Below are 22,442 nucleotides of genomic sequence, written 5' to 3' on the forward strand. Positions count from 1 at the left end.
TGTCTACCTTGTCTAAGCTAATCTTCATCTAAATTCCATCACCGTCATACCGATAAAAGCTGCAAACCCTCTCCCTTGCCCCCTGCTCCCCTGCGGTCTTCGTGTTTTTCCTTATATGCTGTTCCCTATCTACCCAATTGTACTTAAGTTTTTTGTAAATTTTTTCTACTTGTTTTAGTTAATTGTACGTTTTATGAAAAAATATCTAATAGACACTAATATAATGGAGTGTTTGCATTTTTAAAAATTTTACTAATATACCATTATAAAGAATTTCAGCATAAATAAAATATATCAGAAAGCAAAATAAAAATAAATACTTTTTTGTCAAAAAACTTGGAAATTTCACCGCCAAAATCTAGAGAATTTGAAGATAGCATTCATAGTGGCTTTACGGATGAAAAAAGCGCGATTGAGGCAGTTAAAATAGGTAAAAAAGATATTCTCAAAAATTAAGATGTCGCCAGAGCAAAATATCGATGATGTGCAAGAGCCAATTTTGAGCGCGCCGCCGGAAGTAAGACAAATTATCGAACGGGTTTGGCATCTGGAAAAGAATCGGCTAGATAGAAAAAGTAATAGCCCCATCAATGATGATATTTTAGATATTGTCAAGGGAGCAGTGCAATGAAACTCACATCCATTAAACTGTGTAACTTTCGCTCATTTTATGGCAAAACACCAGAGATGATCATTTCTGGGGGAGATGTCTTGAATACAACGATTATTCATGGCAATAATGGAGCGGGTAAAACCAGTTTACTGAATGCCTTTACGTGGGTTTTATATGAAAAATTTAGTGCGGCGTTTGCTTCCACAGAACAGTTAGTGAATAAAAGAGCGATCGCAGAAGCTCAACCAGGACAAGCTGTAGAATGTTGGGTAGAAATTAACTGGGAACACGAAGGTAAACGCTATAACGTTAAACGCCAATGTCGCGGTTATAAAAATAAAACAGATTTTGCTCTAGGTAAAACCGAATTACTCATGCAAGTGGCTGGTGATGACGGTAGATGGTATTTTCCACTACAGCAACCAGAAGAAATTATCGGGCAGATTTTACCAGTCAGTTTACATCAATACTTCTTTTTCGACGGCGAACGCATAGAAGAAATTGTCCGTTCGGATAAAAAATCTGAAATTGCGGAAGCGACAAAAATTTTCTTGGGTGTAGAAGTCATCAACCGTTCTATTAAACATCTAGGAGAAGCCAAAAAAAGCTTAGAGAATGAATTAAAAGCCATTGGGGACTCCGAAATCAAACAACTTTTAAAAGAACAAGCCAAACTCGAACAAGAAATTGCCCAAATCAATACCCGTCAAGCAGAAATTAAGCAAGAAATAGAATATCAACAAACCTTTAAAAAAGAAACTGGTAATCGGTTACAAGAACTAACCGCCGCTAAAGAACTACAACAAAAACGGCAAGACTTAGAAAATCAAAAGAAAACCAATCAAGACAACTGGCGACAAACTAAAGAAACCTTGAAAAAAATTATTTCCTCACGGGGTTATACAGTTTTACTATCAGATACCACTAACCAGTTTCGGACTATTATCCATGATTTAAAACAACGAGGTGAATTAACTTCGGGAATTTCACGGGAATTTATCACAGAATTACTCAATTCGCAACGCTGTATTTGTGGTGCAGAATTGCATTCAGGTAATCACGCCCATCATCATGTGAGTATGTGGTTAGATAAAGCAGGTTCCTCGTCAGTAGAGGAAACCGCAATTCGGATGAGCGCGCAGGTAGAAGAAATAGATAAACAAGCCGCAGCCTTTTGGGAAGAAGTAGACAAAGAACAAGCCAGACTTAATCAACTACGCCAAAACATTTCAGAAATCGAACACGAATTAGATAATATTCAAGAACGCTTACGTAAAGATCCCAACGAAGAGATTAGCAACTTACAAAAACGCCTAGATGAGATTGAAAGTAAAATCGACGAACTAAATCGAGAACAAGGCGCGAATCAGCAAAAGATTACTCACCTTAAAGCCGAGATTGAGACTTTAATCAAACAAATTGCAAAACAAAAGCTCAACGAAGACAGACAATTATTAGCGCAAAGACGCATCAACGCTACCCAAGACGCTATCGAACGCTTAACGGAAGTGAGAAACCGCCAAGAAAAACAGTTTCGCCTGCAACTAGAAAAGCGATTGCAAGAAATATTTGCGGCTATTTCTTTTACGCCTTATATTCCTAAAATCAGTGAAAAATATGAACTCACCTTAGTAGAAAATACCTCCGGTACAGAAGCAATAGTTGCAGCCTCCACAGGAGAAAACCAAATTCTTAGTCTATCTTTTATCGCCAGTATTATTGATAAAGTCAGAGAGTGGAGTGCTAAACGGAAAATCCTCACCATACCTGATAGTAGTACCTTTCCCATCGTGATGGATTCTCCCTTTGGGAGTCTAGACGAAACCTATCGCCGTCGTATTGCCCAAACTTTACCGCAGTTAGCCAATCAATTAATCGTATTAGTGACTAAAACACAATGGCGAGGTGAGGTAGAAGCAGAAATTTCTGAAAGAGTGGGAAGAGAATATGTTTTAGTTTATTATTCCTCTAAACCAGACTGTGAACAAGATTATATAGAATTAACTGGAGAAAGATATCCTTTAGTTAAACAAAGTCCCAATGAGTTTGAATATACAGAAGTCATCGAAGTTACAAAAGATTGGTAATCATCAATACTTTTTCCGAAAATCTGTAATTTTCATGAAATAAAATTAGCATTTTTAGCAAAATTTTAGTTTTTGATCAGTGCATATGACCCAGGGTGTAAGTGCAAATTAGCTAAAATATTGGTGAGATGCTCAAATAAATTCGATGAAATATCACAGCATTGATGAGCTGCTTAAAAATAATCAGACTTGGGTGGCTGAAAAGTTAACACTAGAGCCAAATTACTTTGAAGAATTGTCAACAGGACAAACTCCCCACTTTCTCTACATCGGTTGTTCTGATAGTCGTCTGCCATTAACTAACTTTACTCGCACTGAACCTGGAGAGTTATTTGTACATCGGAATATTGCTAATCAAGTTTCTCTCACGGATATTAACTTTCTAGCCGTTTTAGAATATGCAATTTTACATTTGCAAGTCAAACATATTATTGTTTGTGGTCATTATGATTGCGGAGGAATTAAGGCGGCTTTAGAATGGCGAACCATCGGCATTATTGATAATTGGGTAAATCCAATTAGAGAATTATATTTACAAAATAAAGCTGAAATTGATGCCTTGCCAAGCAGAATCGAACGTCTGAATCGTTTAGCCGAAATTAATGTTGTCGCACAAGTGAAGAATCTCTATCAAACTTCCATCATGCGTCAAGCACTCTACGAAAGAAACGCCCCTATGGTTCATGGCTGGTTATTAGATATACGTACTGGATTGATTAAAGATTTAAATGTTTCTACTGTGCAGTGGCAATGGTATCGATGTCCTTTGCTTCTTTGCTGAGTGGTGAGTGGTGAGTGGTGGGTGATGGGTGCTGAGTGGTGGGTGGTGAGTTTTTTTTGAAACTGGAGAGTCGTCAAAAAAATAGTAGGTGTCAATTACTTACATCACCTACTGCTTAGTATAGTAAATATACTGATTTATAAAGTTTCTAAGTAACTCAAGAGGTCTGCCATTACTTGAGCATTAGGCTGGAATTTAGGCATTGGCGGTGTTTTACCGCTAATGACTTGATGAATTAATCCATACTTGGATTTGTGTTTAGAAACACCTTGTAAACTGGGGCCGACTCGCCCATCAGCTTCTAAACCATGACAGCCAGCACAATTGATTTGAAAAATAGCGTGTCCTTGTATGGGGTCTCCTGACAATGCTAAAACACTTTTGACGTATGGGTCAGAGGCTTGAACCATATTTATACCAAAAATGCCCAATAAGACTGCTAGCAGTATCGCTAGAGCCAGTAAAGCGCACTGCTGAATCAGGTTTTCAGGTTTAATAATCTGGTTATCCAAAAGTTGTGCTGTGAATGTCTAGTTGTTTTCAAAAATGTTTATTTCCTACACATAGCTTAAAAGTTCTTGATGCTGACTGCAAGCATATCCGAGACTTTGCTTGTAACTAGCGATCGCCTAAAATCTTTACTGAAAGCGGGATTCATCACTAATTTGGTAAAATCATAAGTGGGAAATGAATTTTGAATAATCGTAAACAGGAGACTTAAAGTGGTTGAACCCCTGCTGTCAGGTATTGTTCTTGGTTTGATTACAGTTACCCTCGCTGGGTTATTTTACGCTGCCTACAAGCAATACAAACGCCCCAATGAGTTGGGTGGTTAATTAGAGGTAGGGGGCAGGGGGCAGGGAGCAGGGGGAGAGATTTTCTTTCCTTACACCCTACACCCTACACCCTACACCCAACCTTAACTGTTCCTTGTTCTCCCAAACCTGTTCCCTTCTGTATACTGATAGTGCTTCTACTCTGCAAATCGGTAGAAAGTGAGTGCAGTGTTACCGTAAACTTTTTCACGGCAAATTTCCCAATTAGGAATTACTATATCTGTCCACCCCTGGGGATTATGCTCAACAGCGATTTCACCTTGAGGATCTAATAATTGATAGTGAGCGATCGCTTCTAATACAGGTTGATATAATCCACTAGCATAGGGTGGGTCAAAATAAATTTTGTCAAACTGCTGCCCTGATAAGTGCTTTAGCTGCTGGATGACATCACCACGTAATACTTGCCATTTTTGATTTTCCTGCGCTATCTGTTGCCAGTTTTGTTGAATCACAGCGCAGGCGCGACTTGATTTTTCAATTCCGACTACAAAACTGGCTTCTCTACACAAAGCCTCTGCACCCATTGAACCTGTACCGGTGCATAAGTCTAGCCAGCGACAACCTACTACTTCTCCCTGCCAAATATTAAAAACTGCTTCCCTCACCCGCGCGCTTGTGGGTCGGGTTTCTTGCCCTGGTAAAGTTTTAATTTGGCGATTCCCGTAAATTCTTAGACTCATTAGTCAATCGTCAACAGTCAATAGTCCATAGTCAATAGTATGTAGCAAAATCATAATGACTGGAAACAAATGACGAAGCTCTAAGTTGTAATTTCATTATTAAGCAGCAATTTTTTCCCGTACTTGGGAAACAAAATTAGACAAGATTTGCAAGCCAATGTTAGATGATTTTTCTGGGTGAAATTGTACTGCCATCAGGTTTTCATGGGCAATAGCAGCTGTAATAGTTTGCGTACCGTGGGTAACAGTTGCAGCGCGAATTTGTGCTTCAACGGGGTCAACATAGTAAGAATGCACAAAATATACCCAAGGTTGTGGGGGTAAATGCTCCCACAAAATACTTTTTGGTTGAGTTAATTGCAGCTGATTCCAACCCATGTGGGGAATTGTTATGCCAGGTTCATGGACAAACCGCTTCACTTTTCCTCGCACAATTCCGAGTCCTGGTTGAGTTCCTTCCGCACTGGATTCAAACAGAATTTGTAGTCCTAAACAGATGCCTAAGAAGGGTTTGCCAGATGCGATTATATCTTTGATCGGCTGCTCTAAATCGCGTTGGCGAATATGTTGGACTGCGGGATCAAATGCTCCCACCCCAGGTAAAACAACCGCATCAGCTTTAGCTAATTCCTTGGGAGAATCAGTTATTTTGGGAGATGCACCAGCTTTTTCTAATCCCTTGCAAACAGAATGCAAGTTGCCCATGTCGTAGTCTATAACCGCAATCACTGGCATTGATTTATTCCTTGTAAATTATTTATGGAAGGTTTTTCTATTCTAAATAATATTTTCCATGAAGAAAAGAATACTATTAACTTCTTTTGACACTTGGCTGGAAAATCAACCGTCAAATTCTTCGGATGATTTATTACTTGAAGTCATGAAACTCGACTCACTCCCCTATGATTTAAATTTTTTGCGCCTGTTACCTGTTGATGTCGAGCTAGCTAGTGTTCGGGTGGTGGCAAAAATAGAGGAATACCAACCTGATTATGTAGTCTGTTGTGGCATGGCCGCTAGTAGGCAAAAATTAAGTGTAGAACTGGGTGCAAGCCGTGGAGAAACTTTTTTACAGACAACAATTGATGTTAAACAATTAGTCTCAGGAGCAAAGGCGACTGATATTAGTGACGACTGCGGTAAATTTGTTTGCGAAGGTCTTTATTATTCTGTACTGGACTACTTAGGGCAAAAGAATTCGACAGCACATTGTATATTTGTTCATGTCCCAGTTTTAAACCAAGAAAATTTGATAGAGGTTTTGACAGATTTCTTATTAATTATTAACAATTTGGCACTTTTATAAGTCGCTAACGTCAGGGTGTGGGGATGTGGGGGTATCAAGGTGTAAGGGTTTAGGGGTGTAAGGGTGTAGGGGAGACAAGGAAGACAAGGGAGAAGTAATGAGTAATGAGTAATGACTATTGACTAATGACTATTGACTAATTTGCTATAACGGGAGATAAATTTTTTTCGGAATATGTTGCATTTATTACTCGGTTTAATCGTTGCCCAATCAACTCCGGCTACACCACCACCAGAAGAAGTTGTCCAACCCCAACAAGTGCGCCCGTTACCAGGACAACTGGATGCAGTGCCAACTTTTAATAGCAATAGTCCCGAATTAGTATTAAAAGAAGGGATTTTGCTTTCGACTTTTCCACCACAGGGTAAAAAAGTCCCATCAGCGCATTTGAATTATCCTTTTCGCGGTAGGTTTGATGTGTTTGCTCATCACGTTGCACGAGCTGAACCGCCGGAGAATTTGCGCTCATTATATTTAGGGATAATTTTACATAACCCTACAAACCAGCCTGTTACAGTCAATGTGTTGCAAGCTGCAAGTTACTTAAGTCAACCAGATGCGCCGTTTATTGAGTTACCTGCTTTTAGTGAAAATTTGTTAGGTAATTTATTCGCAGGGCCAGGCGATCGCGTCATGTCTGATATCTTAAGAGGACGCAGACAAGATATTTTTCCTCCCCAAATCGTGATTCCAGCCGGGGAAAGTCGAATGTTACTCAATCAACCAATCCCCGTCAAAGGACTGACACCACCCCTCAACGGTCGCTCAACTTTGGCACGACTACGCAGTAATGGTACAGTCTACGCAGCTAGTTTGGCGATGTTTGCCCCTACTAATACTGACGGGAGTGAACGCGCCCCAACTTTAGGAGAGTGGCAAGATTTATTAAATAATAGTGATGTCTCTAGTCCCCGTGATAGAGTCCCCACACCTTTAGAAGAAACAGGTAAACCGCGCATCTATGGCAGAGTGGCTGGGGTTGCACGAGGAACGCAATGGCGCGCTTTTATCGCTGATAGTCCTAAAGCTAGATACCTAAGTATTCCCCAACCAGGACAGTCATTTTCCTATGCCCTTAGCACCCTACATGGTGGCACATTGGGAACAGACCAAATTCAAAGCGCGCCGCTTTTAGTGCGTTATCCTGATACCGCTTATCGGGCGCATGGAAATTACGCGATTCAGTATAGTTTGAAGTTACCGTTATACAATAATACTTCTACCGCCCAAACGGTAAACGTATCAATTCAAACGCCAATTAAAGAAGACAAATTAACACAACCAGGACTGCGATTTTTTACCACACCTGCCCGTCAAGTCTTCTTTAGAGGTAGTGTGAGAATACGATACAAAGACGATAACGGCCGTCCTCAAACTAACTTTATTCACTTAGTACAAAGAAGAGGTCAGCCAGGACAACCACTAGCTGTATTAAACATGAAAACAGGCGATCGCTCTCTAGTAGAAGTAGACTTTCTCTATCCCCCAGATGCCACACCCCCGCAAGTATTAACAGTCACAACTCAGGCTTCTAAGAGTAGTCAATAGTCAATAGTCATTAGTCATTAGTCAGCACTCATTACTTCCCCCTTGTCTCCCCAGTCCCCAGTCCCCAATCCCCTACACCCCTAACAATCCCATCCATGCGCCTGACCTCACTTGATGTTTTTCGTGGTATTACCATAGCGGGGATGATTCTCGTTAATATGGCGGGAGTTGCTGATGATGTCTATCCTCCCCTAACTCATGCTGATTGGCATGGTTGCACGCCGACTGATTTAGTATTTCCCTTCTTTCTCTTTATCGTCGGTGTGGCGATGACTTTTTCCCTATCTAAATACACCCAAAATCAGGCAGGGGGGCGGGGTGCAGGGAGCAAGGGCGAAGTTGCAACCGAGGATAACAATCCAACTTCCCCCCTGCCCCCTGCCCCCTGCCCCCCTGCCTCCCTTTACTGGCGAATATTTCGCCGCGCCGCAATTTTGTTTATTCTAGGCTTGTTTCTCAATGGCTTTTGGAATCAAGGCGTTTGGACTTTTGATTTTAGTAGCCTTCGCATTATGGGAGTGTTGCAGCGTATTAGCCTCAGTTATCTGCTAGCTTCTCTAATAGTCCTCAAATTACCACCCAAAGGTCAATGGATAATTGCAGCTACCTTACTCATCGCCTATTGGTTGGGAATGATGTATATTCCCGTACCCGAATATGGGGCGGGGGTATTAACTAGAGAAGGCAACTTGGGAGCTTATATTGACCGATTGCTTATTCCCAAAGCCCATTTATACAAAGGTGATGGCTTCAACTTCATGGGAGATCCTGAAGGACTCTTCAGCACAATACCCGCCATAGTGAGTGTTTTGGCTGGTTACTTTACTGGCGAATGGATACGTAAGCAAGCAGTACAAACACGTACTAGCATAGGGTTAGCCTTATTTGGCATTGGTTGTTTAATTATTGGTTGGGCGTGGGGTTGGGTATTCCCGATTAATAAAAAACTGTGGACTAGTTCCTATGTTGTTTTTACTAGTGGTTGGGCGTTACTGTTACTCGCAGCTTGTTATGAACTCATTGAAGTGAGACTGATACGACGCTGGAGTAAACCTTTTGAAATTATGGGACTAAATGCGATCGCCCTTTTTGTCGCCTCAGTATTACTCATCAAAATCCTAGTGAGAACCAAAATCGGTACAGGCGAAACCGCCATCAGCACCTATAACTGGATATATCAAAATATCTTTGCATCCTGGGCAGGAACTTTCAATGGTTCACTATTATTTGCCTTAGTCACCGTTATATTATGGTGGGCTGTCGCCGTTTTCATGTATCGCCAACGCTGGTTTCTGAAGGTTTAATCATAGAGGTGTAGGCGAGGAACATCTTCCACACCCAAGAAAACTGCCATCGATGACAAAATCTTGAGATTTTTTTTGGATTCTTGCATAAACTCGTCAGTTCAATCTGATAAATCTATAGGGGCGAAAATTGATGAAAATTCCCCCTAAAAGTCTGATTAAACGCGATTTAACTTTGATCTAAATTAATCTCAATCGAGGTAAATTCATGCTAGTTTCCACTTTCGAGTTGCTCGTTAAACCCCAGTTTCCCAAAGCTGCAAATTTACCTGCAACCATACCACCATCTTTAAAGGACAGTATTGATAAACTCAGTCGTAATGTCATTCAAGGTTATTTTTTAACCTTGAGTAATATTAACGCTTTTGATGTAACTTTCTCTCTAGTCTTCACCATAGTTTCTAACCCTCCTGTCAACATTAAAGAACTTGTTGCTTTCTTGGATGTTGATGAAACTAATATATTGGCTAATCTAGAGCCTGATTTTGCTCCCAATAAAATCAGATTTACAAGAACTATCAAAGCCGGTGAAACGGGTTTATTTTTGCTACAGCCAAACATCCTCAAAGAAGGCATATTAGCAAGAGCTAACTTTGAAGTCAGAGGATACGTAGAAGTATTTATTTCTTCATTATCTACTGGATATAATTCTGCTAAACTCCTGCTTACCCCAGAGCATAGAGGTACATTCTATAAGAGTTTAGATACAGAAGGCCCCAAAGTTCAGTTAGATCAAATTGCTTATTCTCTGCCTACAGCTCATGGTGGTTCTTTATTTGAGCTTACTTTTCACTAAAGATTGGGAAATTACACCAATTTTATCTAGTCTGCAAGCTACAGAAAATCATGTAAGTAGAACGGTGTAAATAATTCAAGGTTTGTAGTGAGGACTTTAGTCCTCAAATAAGGACTGAAGTCCTTACTACAAAACGAATTTCCCAATTTTTATATTGCTTAATGTAGTTTGGTTTTTTCGCATCGGCTTACTTAAATCTGTTAGCTGTGACGCAAAATTGGTGTAATTAGCCAAGCTAATTTAACACCTAAATAGCAACGTACCAATATCCAGGGTACGTTGCTTTTTTGTTAAGTTGTTCCCGTGGGGATTGGGGATAAGTAATAAGTAATGAGTAATGAGTAATAAGTAATGAGTAATGAGTGCTGTTAGCGGTAGCGCGGCGTTTAGTCGCTGCTGACTAATGACTAATGACTAATGACTATTGACTATTGACTCATAACTATTGACTATTGACTAATGACTAATGACTATTGACTCATAACTAATGACTGATATTTTAGTAATCGGCGCAGGTATGGCAGGATTAATCTGCGCCCAGCAATTAAGTAAAACGGGTTATTCGGTGCTGGTGGTGGATAAATCCCGTGGTGTGGGAGGAAGACTAGCTACGCGGCGGTTGTATGAAACAAGGGCTGATCACGGTGCTTGTTACCTGAAACCGCAAGGGGAATTATTCAGGGATTTGATAAATTTATTGTGCGATCGCCATATCTTAGAAGTATGGACAGATACAGTCTACGAATTCACCACACATACTGGTTTATCTACACCCCAAAATCGTAGTCCTCGTTATGTTGCACCTTTGGGGATGAGTGCGATCGCTAAATTTCTAGCCCAAGACTTAAATATTTTACTCAATCAGCGTGCGATCGGTCTTCACCTGACACCGGAAAACCATTGGCGCGTCACATTGGAATCTAGTAATGAGGAACTAACCGCTAAAGCTTTAGTCATCGCTATTCCCGCACCCCAAGCTTTAACCCTACTGACTCCATTGGCGGGGAGGGATTTAAATCCAGCATTGCTAGAGAATTTAAATTCCGTCGAATATTATCCTTGTATTAGCGTCATGAGTGGCTATCCCACTACATCACAACTACCAGATTGGAAAGCTGTTACTTTTGTTGACAATGAAATCTTGGGTTGGATTGGTTTAGATAGCAGCAAACGTCATCAAGCACCACAACCTGTATTTGTAGTTCAAAGTAATGCTAGTTTTGCTCAACTGCATCTCGATTCACCAGATTTACAACCCACTGGACAACAAATGTTAGAGTGTGCAGCCAAAGTTTTCAACCTACCCTGGCTAAACTCTCCTGAATGGATGCAAGTACATCGTTGGCGTTATGCCTTTCCTCGCAGTCCTTGGCCAGAAAAAGTTTTAGCATTTGACACGACTGCACCTTTAGTTTGCTGTGGAGATTGGTGCGGTGGCAATTTAGTAGAAGGTGCAATGCTTTCTGGACTAGCTGCATCTGAAAAAATTAACCAACATTTAGACCAATTAATCCCAGCAAATGTAAACTTTTTCAAAGATTTCGTCTAATTTTTGCATCTATCGTTAGACTGATTGCTCGATATAGTAAGTCTCTCCTTTGTGACTTACTAAATTTTCTTACAACTAATAATGATATTTAACAGTCAGTATAGACATTATTGCCAAGCTAATTTATATCAGATATTAGTAGCTTGGCATTAAGAATCTTAATAATCAAGATACCTTTACTTGAGCTTAAGTTAAACCTTTCTTTATAAATTTACCCTGCTTTTTGATTGATCCCTCATTACTTATGATGAGTTTTATGTAGATTTACCGCAAAATCACATAATTTTGGAAAAATGAAAATATAAATAAAAGAGATTTGGAAATTTATCCAAGTATTGAGTATTTATTCAGTATTTATGCTGTCAACAATCTCAAATTCCTAAAAATCGGTAGAACCAGATACGTGGTATTCTACCCACATAAAAAGTTCGTTTCAGCGCGGAAGCTCAATATCTCTGCTAAAGAGTCATTGAGGAAGTTTGTTTACTTCTCTCAGCATGTAAATGAAAAGATAAAAACAGGAGTTAAAAATTTATGAATACGCTAGTCAAACTAACCCAAGAATCAGTCGTAGGAGAGATTGAAAATGTTCTAGATACCTATTCATATTATCCTTATCAACAAGCCTTTGCAATTCCTGACTTACGACAAGAATTGATTACCTTTGTTGTGAATAGAATTCCATGTTTTCATAGTGCGTTTTCTCCTGCACAGCCAGAGGCACAAAGCTGCGATCAAGACAGTGTATTTAACCAGAAGTTACCCCGCAGTCCCTTAGAGCAAAAACTGCATCTACAAAACTTAATTCACCAAGGTATTTACTATATCTTTCAACAAAAGTCAGATTGGATTAGCCACCATCTTTGTGAGTCCGTAGAACCTGCGTGTGAACCCTCTCACTGGTTTGGTTAACACGGTGTCAAAAATTGGAGTAGGATGCAAAATTGAGTGTTTTGAAGGGTAAATGGCATCCACAAAATTTTTAGATAAGCTTTTGTCAAGATAGTCAGCATCCAAACTCTTGACAAAAGCTTCAAAACAGGAATAATACCAATTCGCAATTCGCAATTCGCAATTCGCAATGGACTAACGTCCCGCTACGCTAACGCAATTCGCAATTAAGAAAGTCAGATAACATCTTGGTTTCAAGCTTTGTATCTGTTGCTTAATTTTGGAGAATTGGTGTAAGGTGATCAAAAAATTGAAGTAGATGCTATCAAATGCAATCAGGCGAAGCATCATCGCCCATGAAATTCCTGATGTTAAAAATAGTTATTGCCTAATTCTCAATTAGCTGTATCTAATGCCACAAGCTAACAATATTCTACACACCCTAAAGTCAATAGAATAGAAAACTAATTATCTTAGCTGATGACGTTCTTCTTCTACGAAGAATGTTTCAATGTTGCTAAATAGAGAACATTCTTGTTCTTCGTATTCGCGTTGACGCATTTCAACAACGTAGATCAGTTCACCACGAGATTGATCTGAAACCCTTCCCCAAGCATGGCTAACAGATGTTGATGGTAGATGGGAAGTATATGTACCATGATCGCCGGGACGGGTTGTGGTGGTGTAGTCTGGCTGCGGCTTCATAGAAATCGTGTGAGGTTGAAATTACCATATTCAGTGTATAAGCAAAATCCCATAAATAGGAAAAATCAAGTGCAATGAGTTGTTAACACCATTGCATTGTGACAATTGATATCAAAGTTGGATCATGAGACACAATATCAACTATCAAGATTTTGCATTCACGAATCTAGAGATTGCTAACAAAGGACTTCTAAATTCTTGGGTTATTACCCGTTTATTGCCTAATATGCAGCGAATTAATGTTGCTAGCTTTCGCAGTCGTTCTCATGCTGAAGTTTATTTGCGAAATTTACGCCAACTGATTCCTGATGCTGATTTTGTGATGATTTTTGATTGTCAAAGGGAATAGGGTGTGGGGAATGGGGAATTGGGCATGGGGTATGGGAGAAGGTAGACAAGGTAGGCAAGGTAGAAGAACTAATGACTAATGACTAATGACTAATGACTGTTGACTATTGACTATTGACTATTGACTATTTTTTGAACTCGTCTCAGTCCTGGACTCTACAATATTAAGTAGTTGCAGTTATCGCCTCATTAAATCCACGCTGATGAACAAAAAGAATAAGCCAGACTGGGCTGGTGAAAGTTTACTCTCCAATTTCGTTAATTTGTTAATTCAAACTAAGCCCATTTACGGTGTAATGAAACACCAAGCTAGACAAGTTCTGATCAAAACGGCTGAGAAAAATGGGATTCCTTGGCGTAAAAATTATGAGGCACTCCAAACATCAGGCGCAAAACAACTGTTAGCCGCAGTGACTAACCCAAATGTTGTTTATCCTGACTATTACAAAGTTCCTTTTCATGCTTACTCTGAGGGCAATCTGTGTTGGGAGGCTGCTTTTGAGACAGAATCAGCTACCTACGCGATGGCACTGCGGGTATGGCCGCAAGAAAACCTGACTTGGGAAGATGCCCACGCTAGACTCAGAGGCACTTTCCACGACGCTTTGGAAACATACGGCCCCCAACAAGTCAGGGATATTTTAGATATTGGTTGTTCTGTGGGTGTTTCCACTTTGGCATTACACCGTTATTACCAGCATCGAGAAAGGTATCCAGTCCGCACTGTGGGTTTAGATTTATCACCCCATATGCTGGCTGTAGCTAGAACTAGGGATGTCAATAGTGAAATCGCTGAGTGGATTCACGCCAGGGCAGAAAAGACGGGTTTACCAGATAACTCCTTTGACTTGGTAACTCTCCAGTTTGTCACCCATGAACTCCCCAGTTACGCCAGCCAGGAAATTTTCACAGAGGCCAGAAGATTGCTCAGACCAGGCGGTTATATTGCCATAGTGGATAATAACCCGCGATCGCCTGTCATCCAAAACCTCCCCCCCGTTCTCTTCACCCTCATGAAAAGCACTGAGCCGTGGAGTGACCAATATTATACATTCGATATTGAAGCAACCCTGCAAAAAGTGGGCTTCCTAAAACCAGTCACTGTCCCCAGCGACCCACGGCATAGGACGATTATTGCTCAAAAGCCGATGTAGAGGCAGGGGGCAGGGGGGCAGGGGGCAGGGGGCAGGGGTAAAACCTTCTTCCTTCGATGCCCAATGCCCCATGCCCAATTTTTCAACCCAAACCAACATCCCTAAGCATAGCCAAATGCTGACTCACTGGTACAAAACTATTAGCAACAATCATGCCACTGGCGGCGACGGCTGGTAAACCGATGCCGGGAAAGGTGGAGTCGCCACAGCACATTAAGCCTGATAGGGGTGTGCTGTGGCCGGGAAATAACCCGACGGCGGCGGAGATGGCGGGGCCGTAAGTGCCGCGATGGCGACGTAAAAATCTTTCGTGGGTGAGGGGTGTACCTACCAATGAGATTTCGCAACGGGAACGAATATCAGGAATGATTCTTTCTAAAGCTTGCCACATGACTTCCGCACGCGATCGCTTTTTCTGTTCATATTCTTGACTTCTTCTGTCCATCCCTTGCCAAATTGCGTAGGGTTCATTCCCTGGGGTGTAAACGTGAATTACGTGTTTCTCTGGGGGTGCTAAGGATGGGTCGAGAATTGAGGGAATTGATACTAAAATAACGTTTTGCGGTGCTGTAATTCCCAATTCCCAGTCGTTGACTACTATATGATGACAAGCTAAATCTGCTGGTAAATTTTGAGCATCAATACCTAAGTGCAGGTGCATGAAACTATCGCATTCAGGTATGCCTTGGCGTTGGTTACGGAATTTTGCTGGTAGTGCGGCTGCTGGTACTAACTTCAGTGTATCCCAAACCGCAGCATTAGAAATCACAGCCCGCCGCGATCGCACTTCTTCACCATTGCGGAGTTTCACACCAATGGCGCGTTTACCTTCGACCAAGATTTCCTCAACATGAGAACCTAAAATTAACTTCCCTCCGTGTTTTTCTAGTCCCTGCACCAAAGCATCCACTAAAGCACCACTACCACCGACAGGATAATCTAACTTAACTCCTGGCTTATACCAATCAGCAAACATAAATGCTACTTCGGCGGCGTTAGTTCCCGATGCCGGAAGTCCAGAGAGGAGAAAACACAGTAAATTTAGCCAATTTTGAATAAACGGGTCACTAACCACACCCCGCATAATCCGGTCAAAAGACCCAGTTAATTTAATCACATTAGCGGCGTGTTGAGCTAGAGATGGCGCAAACCTGCCCACAGTCAAAGCTGCACCCATATCTAAGCGTAAAGCAGCTGGAGGGAGAGCGATCGCAGCTTGGGCGAGTGGCATCATCACCTTTTGTAAATATCGCCATTCCTGAACAGCATTCTGTCCCCGCAATTTAGCTAAAACCTCACAAAATTGCTCACCTCCCACGGCGGTGTCAAAATCACCCTCTGGCAGACGACAGCCCCAAGTATCGTAATTAACACAAGGTAAATCAACCCCAATAGCATCTAGCACTTGTCGTAGAGGGTTAACAGAAGGACTATAAGACAACCCAGAATAGAGAGAAGGCCCACTATCAAACTTAAATCCTTGACGTTCAAAAGCGTGCGCCGCCCCACCGGGTATAGAGTGACTTTCAAAAACCGTCACCTCTAACCCATAACGAGCCAAAAGAGCCGCACAACTCAGACCACCAATACCACTACCAATTACGATGATGTCAGTCATTAGTTATTAGTCAATAGTCAATAGTCAATAGTCAATAGTCATTACTTCTTCCTTGTCTACCTTGTCTCACCATTCTCCCTGCCCCCTGCCCCCCTGCTTCTAATTTTTTTGTCTATCCTAAGAATAGGGGAATTTTTTACGTAAATTGCTAGCAGGTGTCAAATGCTGCAAGTAGAACAAATATTGCATGACCGTTATCAAGTTCTGAAACAATTAGGTAACAATGGTATTCGTCAAACTTGGTTAGCAAAAGATTTACAAGCTCATGATACAGAAAATTCGCAGGTTGTAGTCAAGCTTTTGGCTTTTGGTGGTAGTGTACAGTGGGATGATTTGAAACTATTTGAACGGGAAGCCCAGGTTCTCAAGCAGTTAAATCACCCTTATATTCCACAATACATTGACTATTTTTGTGTAGATGACCGCAATCTCTGGTTTGGCTTAGTTCAAGAATATATTCCTGGTGAATCCCTCAAAGAAAAACTCGCTGCTGGCAAAAGATTTACTGAAAAACAAGCTAAGAAAATTGCGGCTGAGGTTCTCAAAATTCTCACTTATTTACATGAGTTAAACCCTGGGGTTCTACACCGAGATATTAAGCCCAGTAATTTAATTTTGGGTGATGACAAACATATTTATTTAGTTGATTTTGGTGCTGTTCAAGATAAAGCTGCAAAAGAAGGTGTGACGTTTACTGTTGTCGGTACTTACGGTTATGCACCAATGGAACAATATGGTGGTCGTGCTGTTCCGGCTTCAGATTTATATGCACTGGGAGCTACTTTAATTCATCTTTTAACTGGTGTTTCTCCTGCGGAATTACCCCAAGAAGATTTGCGAATAAAATTTAGTAATAGAGTTAGTTTGAGTCCTGGTTTGATCAGATGGCTGGAAAAATTAACAGAACCAGCACCAGAAAAACGGTTTAATAATGCAAGTCAAGCTTTGGATACACTCAAACATGGTTTAAAGGAAGAATATCCTCATTTAGAAGTGAAATCTTCTAACCTGATCCGTCTACCATCTAAAATGTTTATCAATAATTCTGGTTGTGGAATTATTAACACGTTAGAACCAGTTCCAGAGGAAATTCAAGGCTGGAATTGGGGGGCTTTTTTATTACCTTGGTTTTGGTTATGGAGTAACCAAGTGTGGCTGGGACTATTATGTTTTACACCCTATATTGGTTGGGTAATGACAATCTCACTCGGCGCAAAAGGTAATGAATGGGCGTGGAAAAGTAGAAGGTGGCGGAGTATTGAACAATTTAAAGCCCATCAAAGAGGTTGGGCGATCGCTGGTGTTTTAATCGGCGCACCCATTAGTATGATGTTATGGGTGCTTGCATTTTATACACTCAAAGAAATCTTTGATTAAGCATAGAGAAAGTAAAAAGTAAAAAGTAAAAATTCAAGAAATATTACCTTTTACCTTTTACCTTCTTCTTATGCTGAATTGGGATAAGTAGTATTGTTTCAAGATTCGGGAATAGGCTAAGAATCTAGGTTTTCAATCCAAAATCCCAAATCCAAAATCCAAAATTGGTATTACCCGTTCACGTTTGATTCAATCAAACCTACAGGACAAGCTACATTTGTCCCACCTAAACCACAATAACCATTGGGGTTTTTCGCTAAATACTGCTGATGATAATCTTCGGCATAGTAAAATTCAGGAGCATCCAGAATTTCTGTAGTAATTTTCCCGTATCCCGCACGGTTAAGGGCTTCTTGATAAGCATCCCGTGAAGCTTCAGCTAGTTTTTTTTGTTCCTCGGAATAAACATAAATTCCCGAACGGTATTGAGTACCTACGTCATTACCTTGACGCATTCCTTGGGTGGGGTCATGGCTTTCCCAAAAGACTTTCAGTAATTCAGCGTAACTAATCACTTTGGGGTCAAAGACCACAAACACAACTTCATTGTGTCCAGTCAAACCAGAACACACTTCCTTATAAGTGGGATTGGGTGTGTAACCAGCCGCGTAACCTACCGCAGTGCTGTAAACTCCCTCTTTTTGCCAAAACTTCCGTTCTGCGCCCCAAAAACAACCCAAACCAAACAATGCTGTTTCCATACCTTCAGGAAAAGGTGGTTTGAGGGGGTGATTATTCACGTAGTGCTGTGCAGGTACAGGCATAGTTTGTGTTCTGCCTGGTAAAGCCTGTTCAGGAGAAGGCATTGCCAGCTTTTTGCCGAATCCAAAAAGTCCCATTGATTTTTACTCTGATTTTTTATAGATGTTTTTACTTTACTTAATATTTTAGTGTTTCTGCTGACTAGATAGCAGGGTTGGGTATTGGGGCATTTCATTTTGAATTTTGAATTTTGAATTTTGAATTGATTTACCCCTAAACCCCTATACTCTCTTTCACATCCAACGGAATACAAGCATGAACCAACTGCAACAAAGGCCCTAGTTGTTCTTGTCCATTGACGGCTAAGTCGCTGTGACACAAATACAATCTTTCGGAGACACGGGAGAGTAAATCGTGCAGAATTCTCTGTAGTCTGGTTTCTTCTGCTAACCTCTCATCTTCGGCTGTCCAAGGTTGTCCTAGTCTATCTTGCAGGAAAATTGGCGCACCAAATAAGGTTGCTGCCCCACCTTTTGCCCACAGGGGTGAACCAGTATCTAGCCAAAAGTGCCAACGGTGAAATTTGCGGTTAGCACGGTATTGGAAGATAGTGGCTAAGGTAACGGCTTTTGAGTGTTTACCGATGGAACGTAGGGGGTATGGGTTGGCAGTAATTGTCCCCCGACGTAGGAGTTGAATAAATTCGGCAATAGTTGTATTGATGAGGCGATGATTTGCGTCTGGGGTGTTTGCTGTGGTTTGTTTTAATCTGGTGTCAATTTCCCAATAATGTTGGGCTGTTTCTAGTAGTTCTCTTAAAGCTGCCAGTTGTTCGTAGGGAAGATTACTACCATTCCATAGAAAGTTTTGAATTGCCCTGTCTAAAAGGGAAATAGGGCTGGGAATCAGGCGGAGTTCTTGCTGCGATCGCTGTTTTTCTATCCACTGTAAAATCTCTGTGTAGGCTGTGGTGGCAGCATAGCCAATTCGATCCCAACGTTCAAAGGTTTTGACTGGTAGGAGGTTGGGGTGTTCGGGATGAGGAACAAAGCAATAATCTGCTATCAATCCTGCCCTGACTGGGTCGATATTGGGAGAAAGTGCCGCCGGAGTTTCTGATGATTCTGCTTTTCTACTCAAAACAACTAACATCTCAGCCACGGCATCCCGGTCTACCAAGCGTCCCAAGCCGGGATAGACTAAAGCCAGCATAGTCAGCAATGCCCGAATGACTGGAGAACTAATTAAGGGGCGTTGGTCATTGAGTGATTGCACAGTAATATTCTGCTTACTGAGAATTTCTACTATGGTATAGCGAGCGATCGCATCTAAACCAGGAGCAATAATTGCCACATCTTCGGCTGCAACTAATCCAGAATTAATCGCATAACCAATAAATTCTGCTGTCTGACGCAACAATTGAGAACGGGAGGTAGTTTGGATTGACTGCACCACTGATGGTAAATCTGACATTACCATTGGTGAACTTAATGATCCAACCATCGGCGCAACTAGTCTATCAGCTAGAGAATCCAGTGCAAACCCTGGCAAAGTTTCCACCTGACAACGCCTCCCCAACCCTGCCAAATAATCGGGATCTGCCCCTAATCCCAATCTCACCCCCCCATCAGGGTTGTAGCTAAACGCACCCACTGCACCTTGATCTAAGAGCAATTCCAACAAATTACGCACCATCCCAGGATATTCGTCTACATCATCCGCTACTACTGCTTGATAACGGTTGGCTAGGTACTGTTGATAATGCTCATTCTTCAATAAATACTGGGTGAAAAGTTCAGTAATAATCCCGTAGGTTAGAAAGCCCCTCTCTAAACACCAATTTCGCCAATCTACCAGTAAATCTGCCATAAATTCTGGCTTTAGATTGCCGCTATTTTCCTCTAAACTGGTTTGCAAAATACCTGCAATTTCCTCACATGGTGTTCCACTATAAGCCGCTAACTGCATTAAGTCTAAGATGCGCCTCACAAAGCGGTACTCATTTACTCCCACAAGTTTTAAGGTGTCTTCATCTAATTGGTTTCTCCACAGTTTAGTTGCTAGTTCTTGCTCAGTTTCCGGCCGCAAGCGCACAGGAAAATGTGCTTTTAAATGCAGCAGGTCAATCAGTAAAGGCCAAAATAAAATTACTTCATCTTGAAAAAAACCTAGTGGTGTTCTTACCCGTACTGGATATTTGCCTTGAGTGCTAGTAACAATTTTATCCCCCAACTCTCGCCGATTATCATCATTGGCAGCCAAAACCAAAATTCCCGGTTTGGCTTGCTGGAGTAACTCTGATTGAGGCATGTAAGTGCTTGCTTGCAATTTTGCTCTTTTAGTATAAAATAATTCATATATTTGTTTTCTATTTTGTAACCAAATACTAAATTGTTCTATTAATCGGCTAGTCTTCCCACTACGACTACTCCCAACAATCCAAATAGAATGAAAAACCACTACTCATCTCCTGAATAGATTTTTGATGATGTTTGGTGTTAATTTAAAATTAGTAATCAATAAATAATATATCAAGCTGATTTAATTGCTGTCCCTTTGAAAGTAAGCACGGTCATAATTATTTGTGTAAGCTCTTAATAGAAGACAGGCAGCTAAAAAAGGCAGAAAAAACTGTATATAAATGTACCCAACTGCGTCAAGACCAAATACTAGTATCATAAATATTTTCTGGAAAATTACTGACAATGCAAAACTCGATTTTTAGTCAAAAAATTTATCCTTTTTTACTATCGGCTTACAGATGGTATTTACAGACACCAGAACGCTCCTTAGAAGAAGCCTATAAAGCTGCCTTAAAAATCAAAGCCATAGAGGATGAATATTTTAATGGTAATACAATAGACTTCAATTCAGCCATCTATAGCAGTAGTGTTATGGATTATTTTGAGTCTGATATTAAAAAACAATTAAAGCTGGTGAGGATGCGATTGACTGAATTTCGATTTAGTCGCCGATTTTCTAACGAATCTCATCAAAAAGCTGCTCAAAAAACTGGTATAGAGTATCTCACACCTACAGAAATTTTAGATAAGTTAAAGTTAATTGATGATATTACTACCAAATATATTAATCTTGAGCAAGAAATTCTATCATCTAATGGTCTTAATCAGACTTCTCTGAATAAAACTGTTGAGGGGCAAAATTCTGAAGTATCACCTAATTATCCTCCCAGTATAATTAAATCTAATAAAAACGATTTAGTAGAGAGAATATATGCACCGACATCTCCACCGCAAAATCTTGGTAGATCCTCAGCACAAAATCAAAGAAAACGCCCTAAAGCAGATTCTATAGGGATTCTGCCGCGTTCAATTTTAAGTACAATTGGCCGTTTACAAATTGAGTTAGACCCTAATTCTGAACAGGATGTTGTGCAGAATTTTCGCCAAGCACAACGGCGAACTATTATTTCAATTCGGTTTATATTACTAATTATTATTATACCACTTTTAACTCATCAATTATCAAAAGCTTTATTAGTAGGCCCTATTGTAGAACGCTTCAGAACTGCTCACACTGAGCAAATATTTCTCAATGAAGAAATGGAAGAAAAAGCTTTATTAACAGTCCAAAGGTTTGAAGAAAGAATCAAGTTTGAAAACTTAATTAGTAATGCGCCACCACTTTCTTCAGAGGAAATAGAAAAACAAATACAAACCAAAGCGCAGGAAGTTGCAGAGGAATTCCGCCGGGAAAGTGCTAATGCAATTAAAAATGTTTTTGCAGATATTTGTTCTGTGGCTGCATTCATTTGGCTACTGATTGCTAGCAAGTCTTCTATTATGGTGTTAAAAGATTTCTTTGATAATGTGGTTTATGGACTGAGTGATAGTGCCAAAGCATTTATTATTATCTTATTTACGGATGTCTTTGTCGGCTTCCACTCTCCCCACGGCTGGGAAGTCATTCTCGAAGGTGTCACTCGTCACTGGGGTTTACCAGCAAACCGAGACTTTATCTACTTGTTTATTGCGACATTCCCCGTAATTTTAGACACTATCTTTAAATATTGGATTTTCCGCTATCTCAACCGGATATCGCCTTCCGCCGTAGCTACATACAAAAATATGAATGAATAAATTAACTAAAGATTTCTCTCAAATCCTCTAATTACTTGATAATC

The 22,442-nt window shown here is 40.6% G+C and carries 21 protein-coding genes; 14 read left to right on the forward strand and 7 right to left on the reverse strand.

Going from position 1 to position 22,442, the window contains the following annotated elements:
• Window positions 1-457 precede the first annotated feature (457 nt).
• The 3 genes from CLI64_RS31225 (at window position 458) to CLI64_RS12190 (ending at window position 3,481) form a co-directional block, all read left to right on the forward strand.
• On the forward strand, window positions 458-631 hold the full coding sequence (locus tag CLI64_RS31225; RefSeq protein ID WP_192881710.1) for a hypothetical protein: 174 nt from the start codon (window positions 458-460) through the stop codon (window positions 629-631).
• Window positions 628-2,700 (forward strand): AAA family ATPase, encoded by a 2,073-nt coding sequence (locus CLI64_RS12185; RefSeq protein ID WP_103137478.1) that lies wholly within the window; start codon window positions 628-630, stop codon window positions 2,698-2,700. Before CLI64_RS31225 ends, CLI64_RS12185 begins: the two co-directional genes overlap by 4 nt.
• A gap of 145 nt (window positions 2,701-2,845) precedes the next feature.
• Window positions 2,846-3,481 (forward strand): carbonic anhydrase, encoded by a 636-nt coding sequence (locus CLI64_RS12190; RefSeq protein WP_103137479.1) that lies wholly within the window; start codon window positions 2,846-2,848, stop codon window positions 3,479-3,481.
• A gap of 137 nt (window positions 3,482-3,618) precedes the next feature.
• On the opposite strand, the gene CLI64_RS12195 is transcribed toward CLI64_RS12190, so the two are convergent.
• Window positions 3,619-3,993, reverse strand: a complete 375-nt coding sequence (locus tag CLI64_RS12195) for a cytochrome c (RefSeq protein WP_103137480.1) — start codon at window positions 3,991-3,993, stop codon at window positions 3,619-3,621.
• 210 nt (window positions 3,994-4,203) lie between these two features.
• On the opposite strand from CLI64_RS12195, the gene petG reads away from it, so the two are divergent.
• On the forward strand, window positions 4,204-4,317 hold the full coding sequence (gene petG, locus CLI64_RS12200; protein WP_103137481.1) for a cytochrome b6-f complex subunit V: 114 nt from the start codon (window positions 4,204-4,206) through the stop codon (window positions 4,315-4,317).
• A 137-nt stretch (window positions 4,318-4,454) separates the two neighbouring features.
• Here petG and rsmD read toward each other — a convergent pair whose 3' ends face one another.
• Together rsmD and hisH are read right to left on the reverse strand one after the other, a co-directional pair.
• A complete protein-coding gene (gene rsmD, locus CLI64_RS12205; protein ID WP_103137482.1) occupies window positions 4,455-5,000 on the reverse strand; it encodes a 16S rRNA (guanine(966)-N(2))-methyltransferase RsmD in 546 nt (181 codons plus the stop codon).
• 99 nt (window positions 5,001-5,099) lie between these two features.
• Window positions 5,100-5,735, reverse strand: a complete 636-nt coding sequence (gene hisH, locus CLI64_RS12210) for an imidazole glycerol phosphate synthase subunit HisH (protein WP_103137483.1) — start codon at window positions 5,733-5,735, stop codon at window positions 5,100-5,102.
• 58 nt (window positions 5,736-5,793) lie between these two features.
• Between hisH and CLI64_RS12215 the strand changes: the two genes are divergently transcribed.
• The 6 genes from CLI64_RS12215 to CLI64_RS12240 all read left to right on the forward strand — a co-directional run bounded on the left by CLI64_RS12215 (window position 5,794) and on the right by CLI64_RS12240 (window position 12,415).
• Window positions 5,794-6,306 carry a peptidase C15 gene (locus CLI64_RS12215; protein WP_103137484.1) on the forward strand — a complete coding sequence of 171 codons (513 nt, stop codon included), beginning with the start codon at window positions 5,794-5,796 and terminating at the stop codon, window positions 6,304-6,306.
• Window positions 6,307-6,480: 174 nt separating this feature from the next.
• On the forward strand, window positions 6,481-7,854 hold the full coding sequence (locus tag CLI64_RS12220; RefSeq protein ID WP_103137485.1) for a DUF3370 domain-containing protein: 1,374 nt from the start codon (window positions 6,481-6,483) through the stop codon (window positions 7,852-7,854).
• A gap of 95 nt (window positions 7,855-7,949) precedes the next feature.
• Window positions 7,950-9,158, forward strand: a complete 1,209-nt coding sequence (locus CLI64_RS12225) for an acyltransferase family protein (RefSeq protein ID WP_103137486.1) — start codon at window positions 7,950-7,952, stop codon at window positions 9,156-9,158.
• A gap of 208 nt (window positions 9,159-9,366) precedes the next feature.
• Window positions 9,367-9,954 (forward strand): hypothetical protein, encoded by a 588-nt coding sequence (locus CLI64_RS12230; RefSeq protein ID WP_103137487.1) that lies wholly within the window; start codon window positions 9,367-9,369, stop codon window positions 9,952-9,954.
• Between the two features lie 487 nt (window positions 9,955-10,441).
• Window positions 10,442-11,503: an NAD(P)/FAD-dependent oxidoreductase gene (locus tag CLI64_RS12235; protein ID WP_103137488.1), complete on the forward strand. Its 1,062-nt coding sequence runs from the start codon at window positions 10,442-10,444 to the stop codon at window positions 11,501-11,503.
• Between the two features lie 534 nt (window positions 11,504-12,037).
• Window positions 12,038-12,415, forward strand: coding sequence for a hypothetical protein (locus CLI64_RS12240; protein WP_103137489.1), 378 nt, complete (start codon window positions 12,038-12,040; stop codon window positions 12,413-12,415).
• Between the two features lie 447 nt (window positions 12,416-12,862).
• On the opposite strand, the gene CLI64_RS12245 is transcribed toward CLI64_RS12240, so the two are convergent.
• Window positions 12,863-13,099, reverse strand: a complete 237-nt coding sequence (locus CLI64_RS12245; protein ID WP_103137490.1) for a hypothetical protein — start codon at window positions 13,097-13,099, stop codon at window positions 12,863-12,865.
• A 124-nt stretch (window positions 13,100-13,223) separates the two neighbouring features.
• Here CLI64_RS12245 and CLI64_RS12250 point away from each other — a divergent pair, with 124 nt between their 5' ends.
• Together CLI64_RS12250 and CLI64_RS12255 are read left to right on the forward strand one after the other, a co-directional pair.
• The gene (locus CLI64_RS12250; protein ID WP_103137491.1) at window positions 13,224-13,448 is read left to right on the forward strand and encodes a hypothetical protein; all 225 of its coding nucleotides are present in this window, start codon (window positions 13,224-13,226) and stop codon (window positions 13,446-13,448) included.
• A gap of 202 nt (window positions 13,449-13,650) precedes the next feature.
• Window positions 13,651-14,601 (forward strand): class I SAM-dependent methyltransferase, encoded by a 951-nt coding sequence (locus CLI64_RS12255; protein ID WP_103137492.1) that lies wholly within the window; start codon window positions 13,651-13,653, stop codon window positions 14,599-14,601.
• Window positions 14,602-14,683: 82 nt separating this feature from the next.
• Here CLI64_RS12255 and CLI64_RS12260 read toward each other — a convergent pair whose 3' ends face one another.
• Window positions 14,684-16,219 (reverse strand): NAD(P)/FAD-dependent oxidoreductase, encoded by a 1,536-nt coding sequence (locus tag CLI64_RS12260; RefSeq protein ID WP_103137493.1) that lies wholly within the window; start codon window positions 16,217-16,219, stop codon window positions 14,684-14,686.
• A 162-nt stretch (window positions 16,220-16,381) separates the two neighbouring features.
• On the opposite strand from CLI64_RS12260, the gene CLI64_RS12265 reads away from it, so the two are divergent.
• The gene (locus CLI64_RS12265) at window positions 16,382-17,596 is read left to right on the forward strand and encodes a serine/threonine-protein kinase (protein WP_103137494.1); all 1,215 of its coding nucleotides are present in this window, start codon (window positions 16,382-16,384) and stop codon (window positions 17,594-17,596) included.
• Between the two features lie 170 nt (window positions 17,597-17,766).
• On the opposite strand, the gene msrA is transcribed toward CLI64_RS12265, so the two are convergent.
• Together msrA and CLI64_RS12275 are read right to left on the reverse strand one after the other, a co-directional pair.
• Complete coding sequence (gene msrA / locus CLI64_RS12270; protein ID WP_103137495.1) at window positions 17,767-18,435, reverse strand: peptide-methionine (S)-S-oxide reductase MsrA; 669 nt, start codon at window positions 18,433-18,435, stop codon at window positions 17,767-17,769.
• 136 nt (window positions 18,436-18,571) lie between these two features.
• Window positions 18,572-20,758, reverse strand: coding sequence for a hypothetical protein (locus CLI64_RS12275; protein ID WP_103137496.1), 2,187 nt, complete (start codon window positions 20,756-20,758; stop codon window positions 18,572-18,574).
• Between the two features lie 245 nt (window positions 20,759-21,003).
• On the opposite strand from CLI64_RS12275, the gene CLI64_RS12280 reads away from it, so the two are divergent.
• Window positions 21,004-22,398: a proton extrusion protein PcxA gene (locus CLI64_RS12280; protein ID WP_103137497.1), complete on the forward strand. Its 1,395-nt coding sequence runs from the start codon at window positions 21,004-21,006 to the stop codon at window positions 22,396-22,398.
• The last annotated feature ends 44 nt before the right edge of the window (window positions 22,399-22,442 follow it).

The organism is Nostoc sp. CENA543, from assembly GCF_002896875.1.
Lineage (GTDB): Bacteria > Cyanobacteriota > Cyanobacteriia > Cyanobacteriales > Nostocaceae > Trichormus.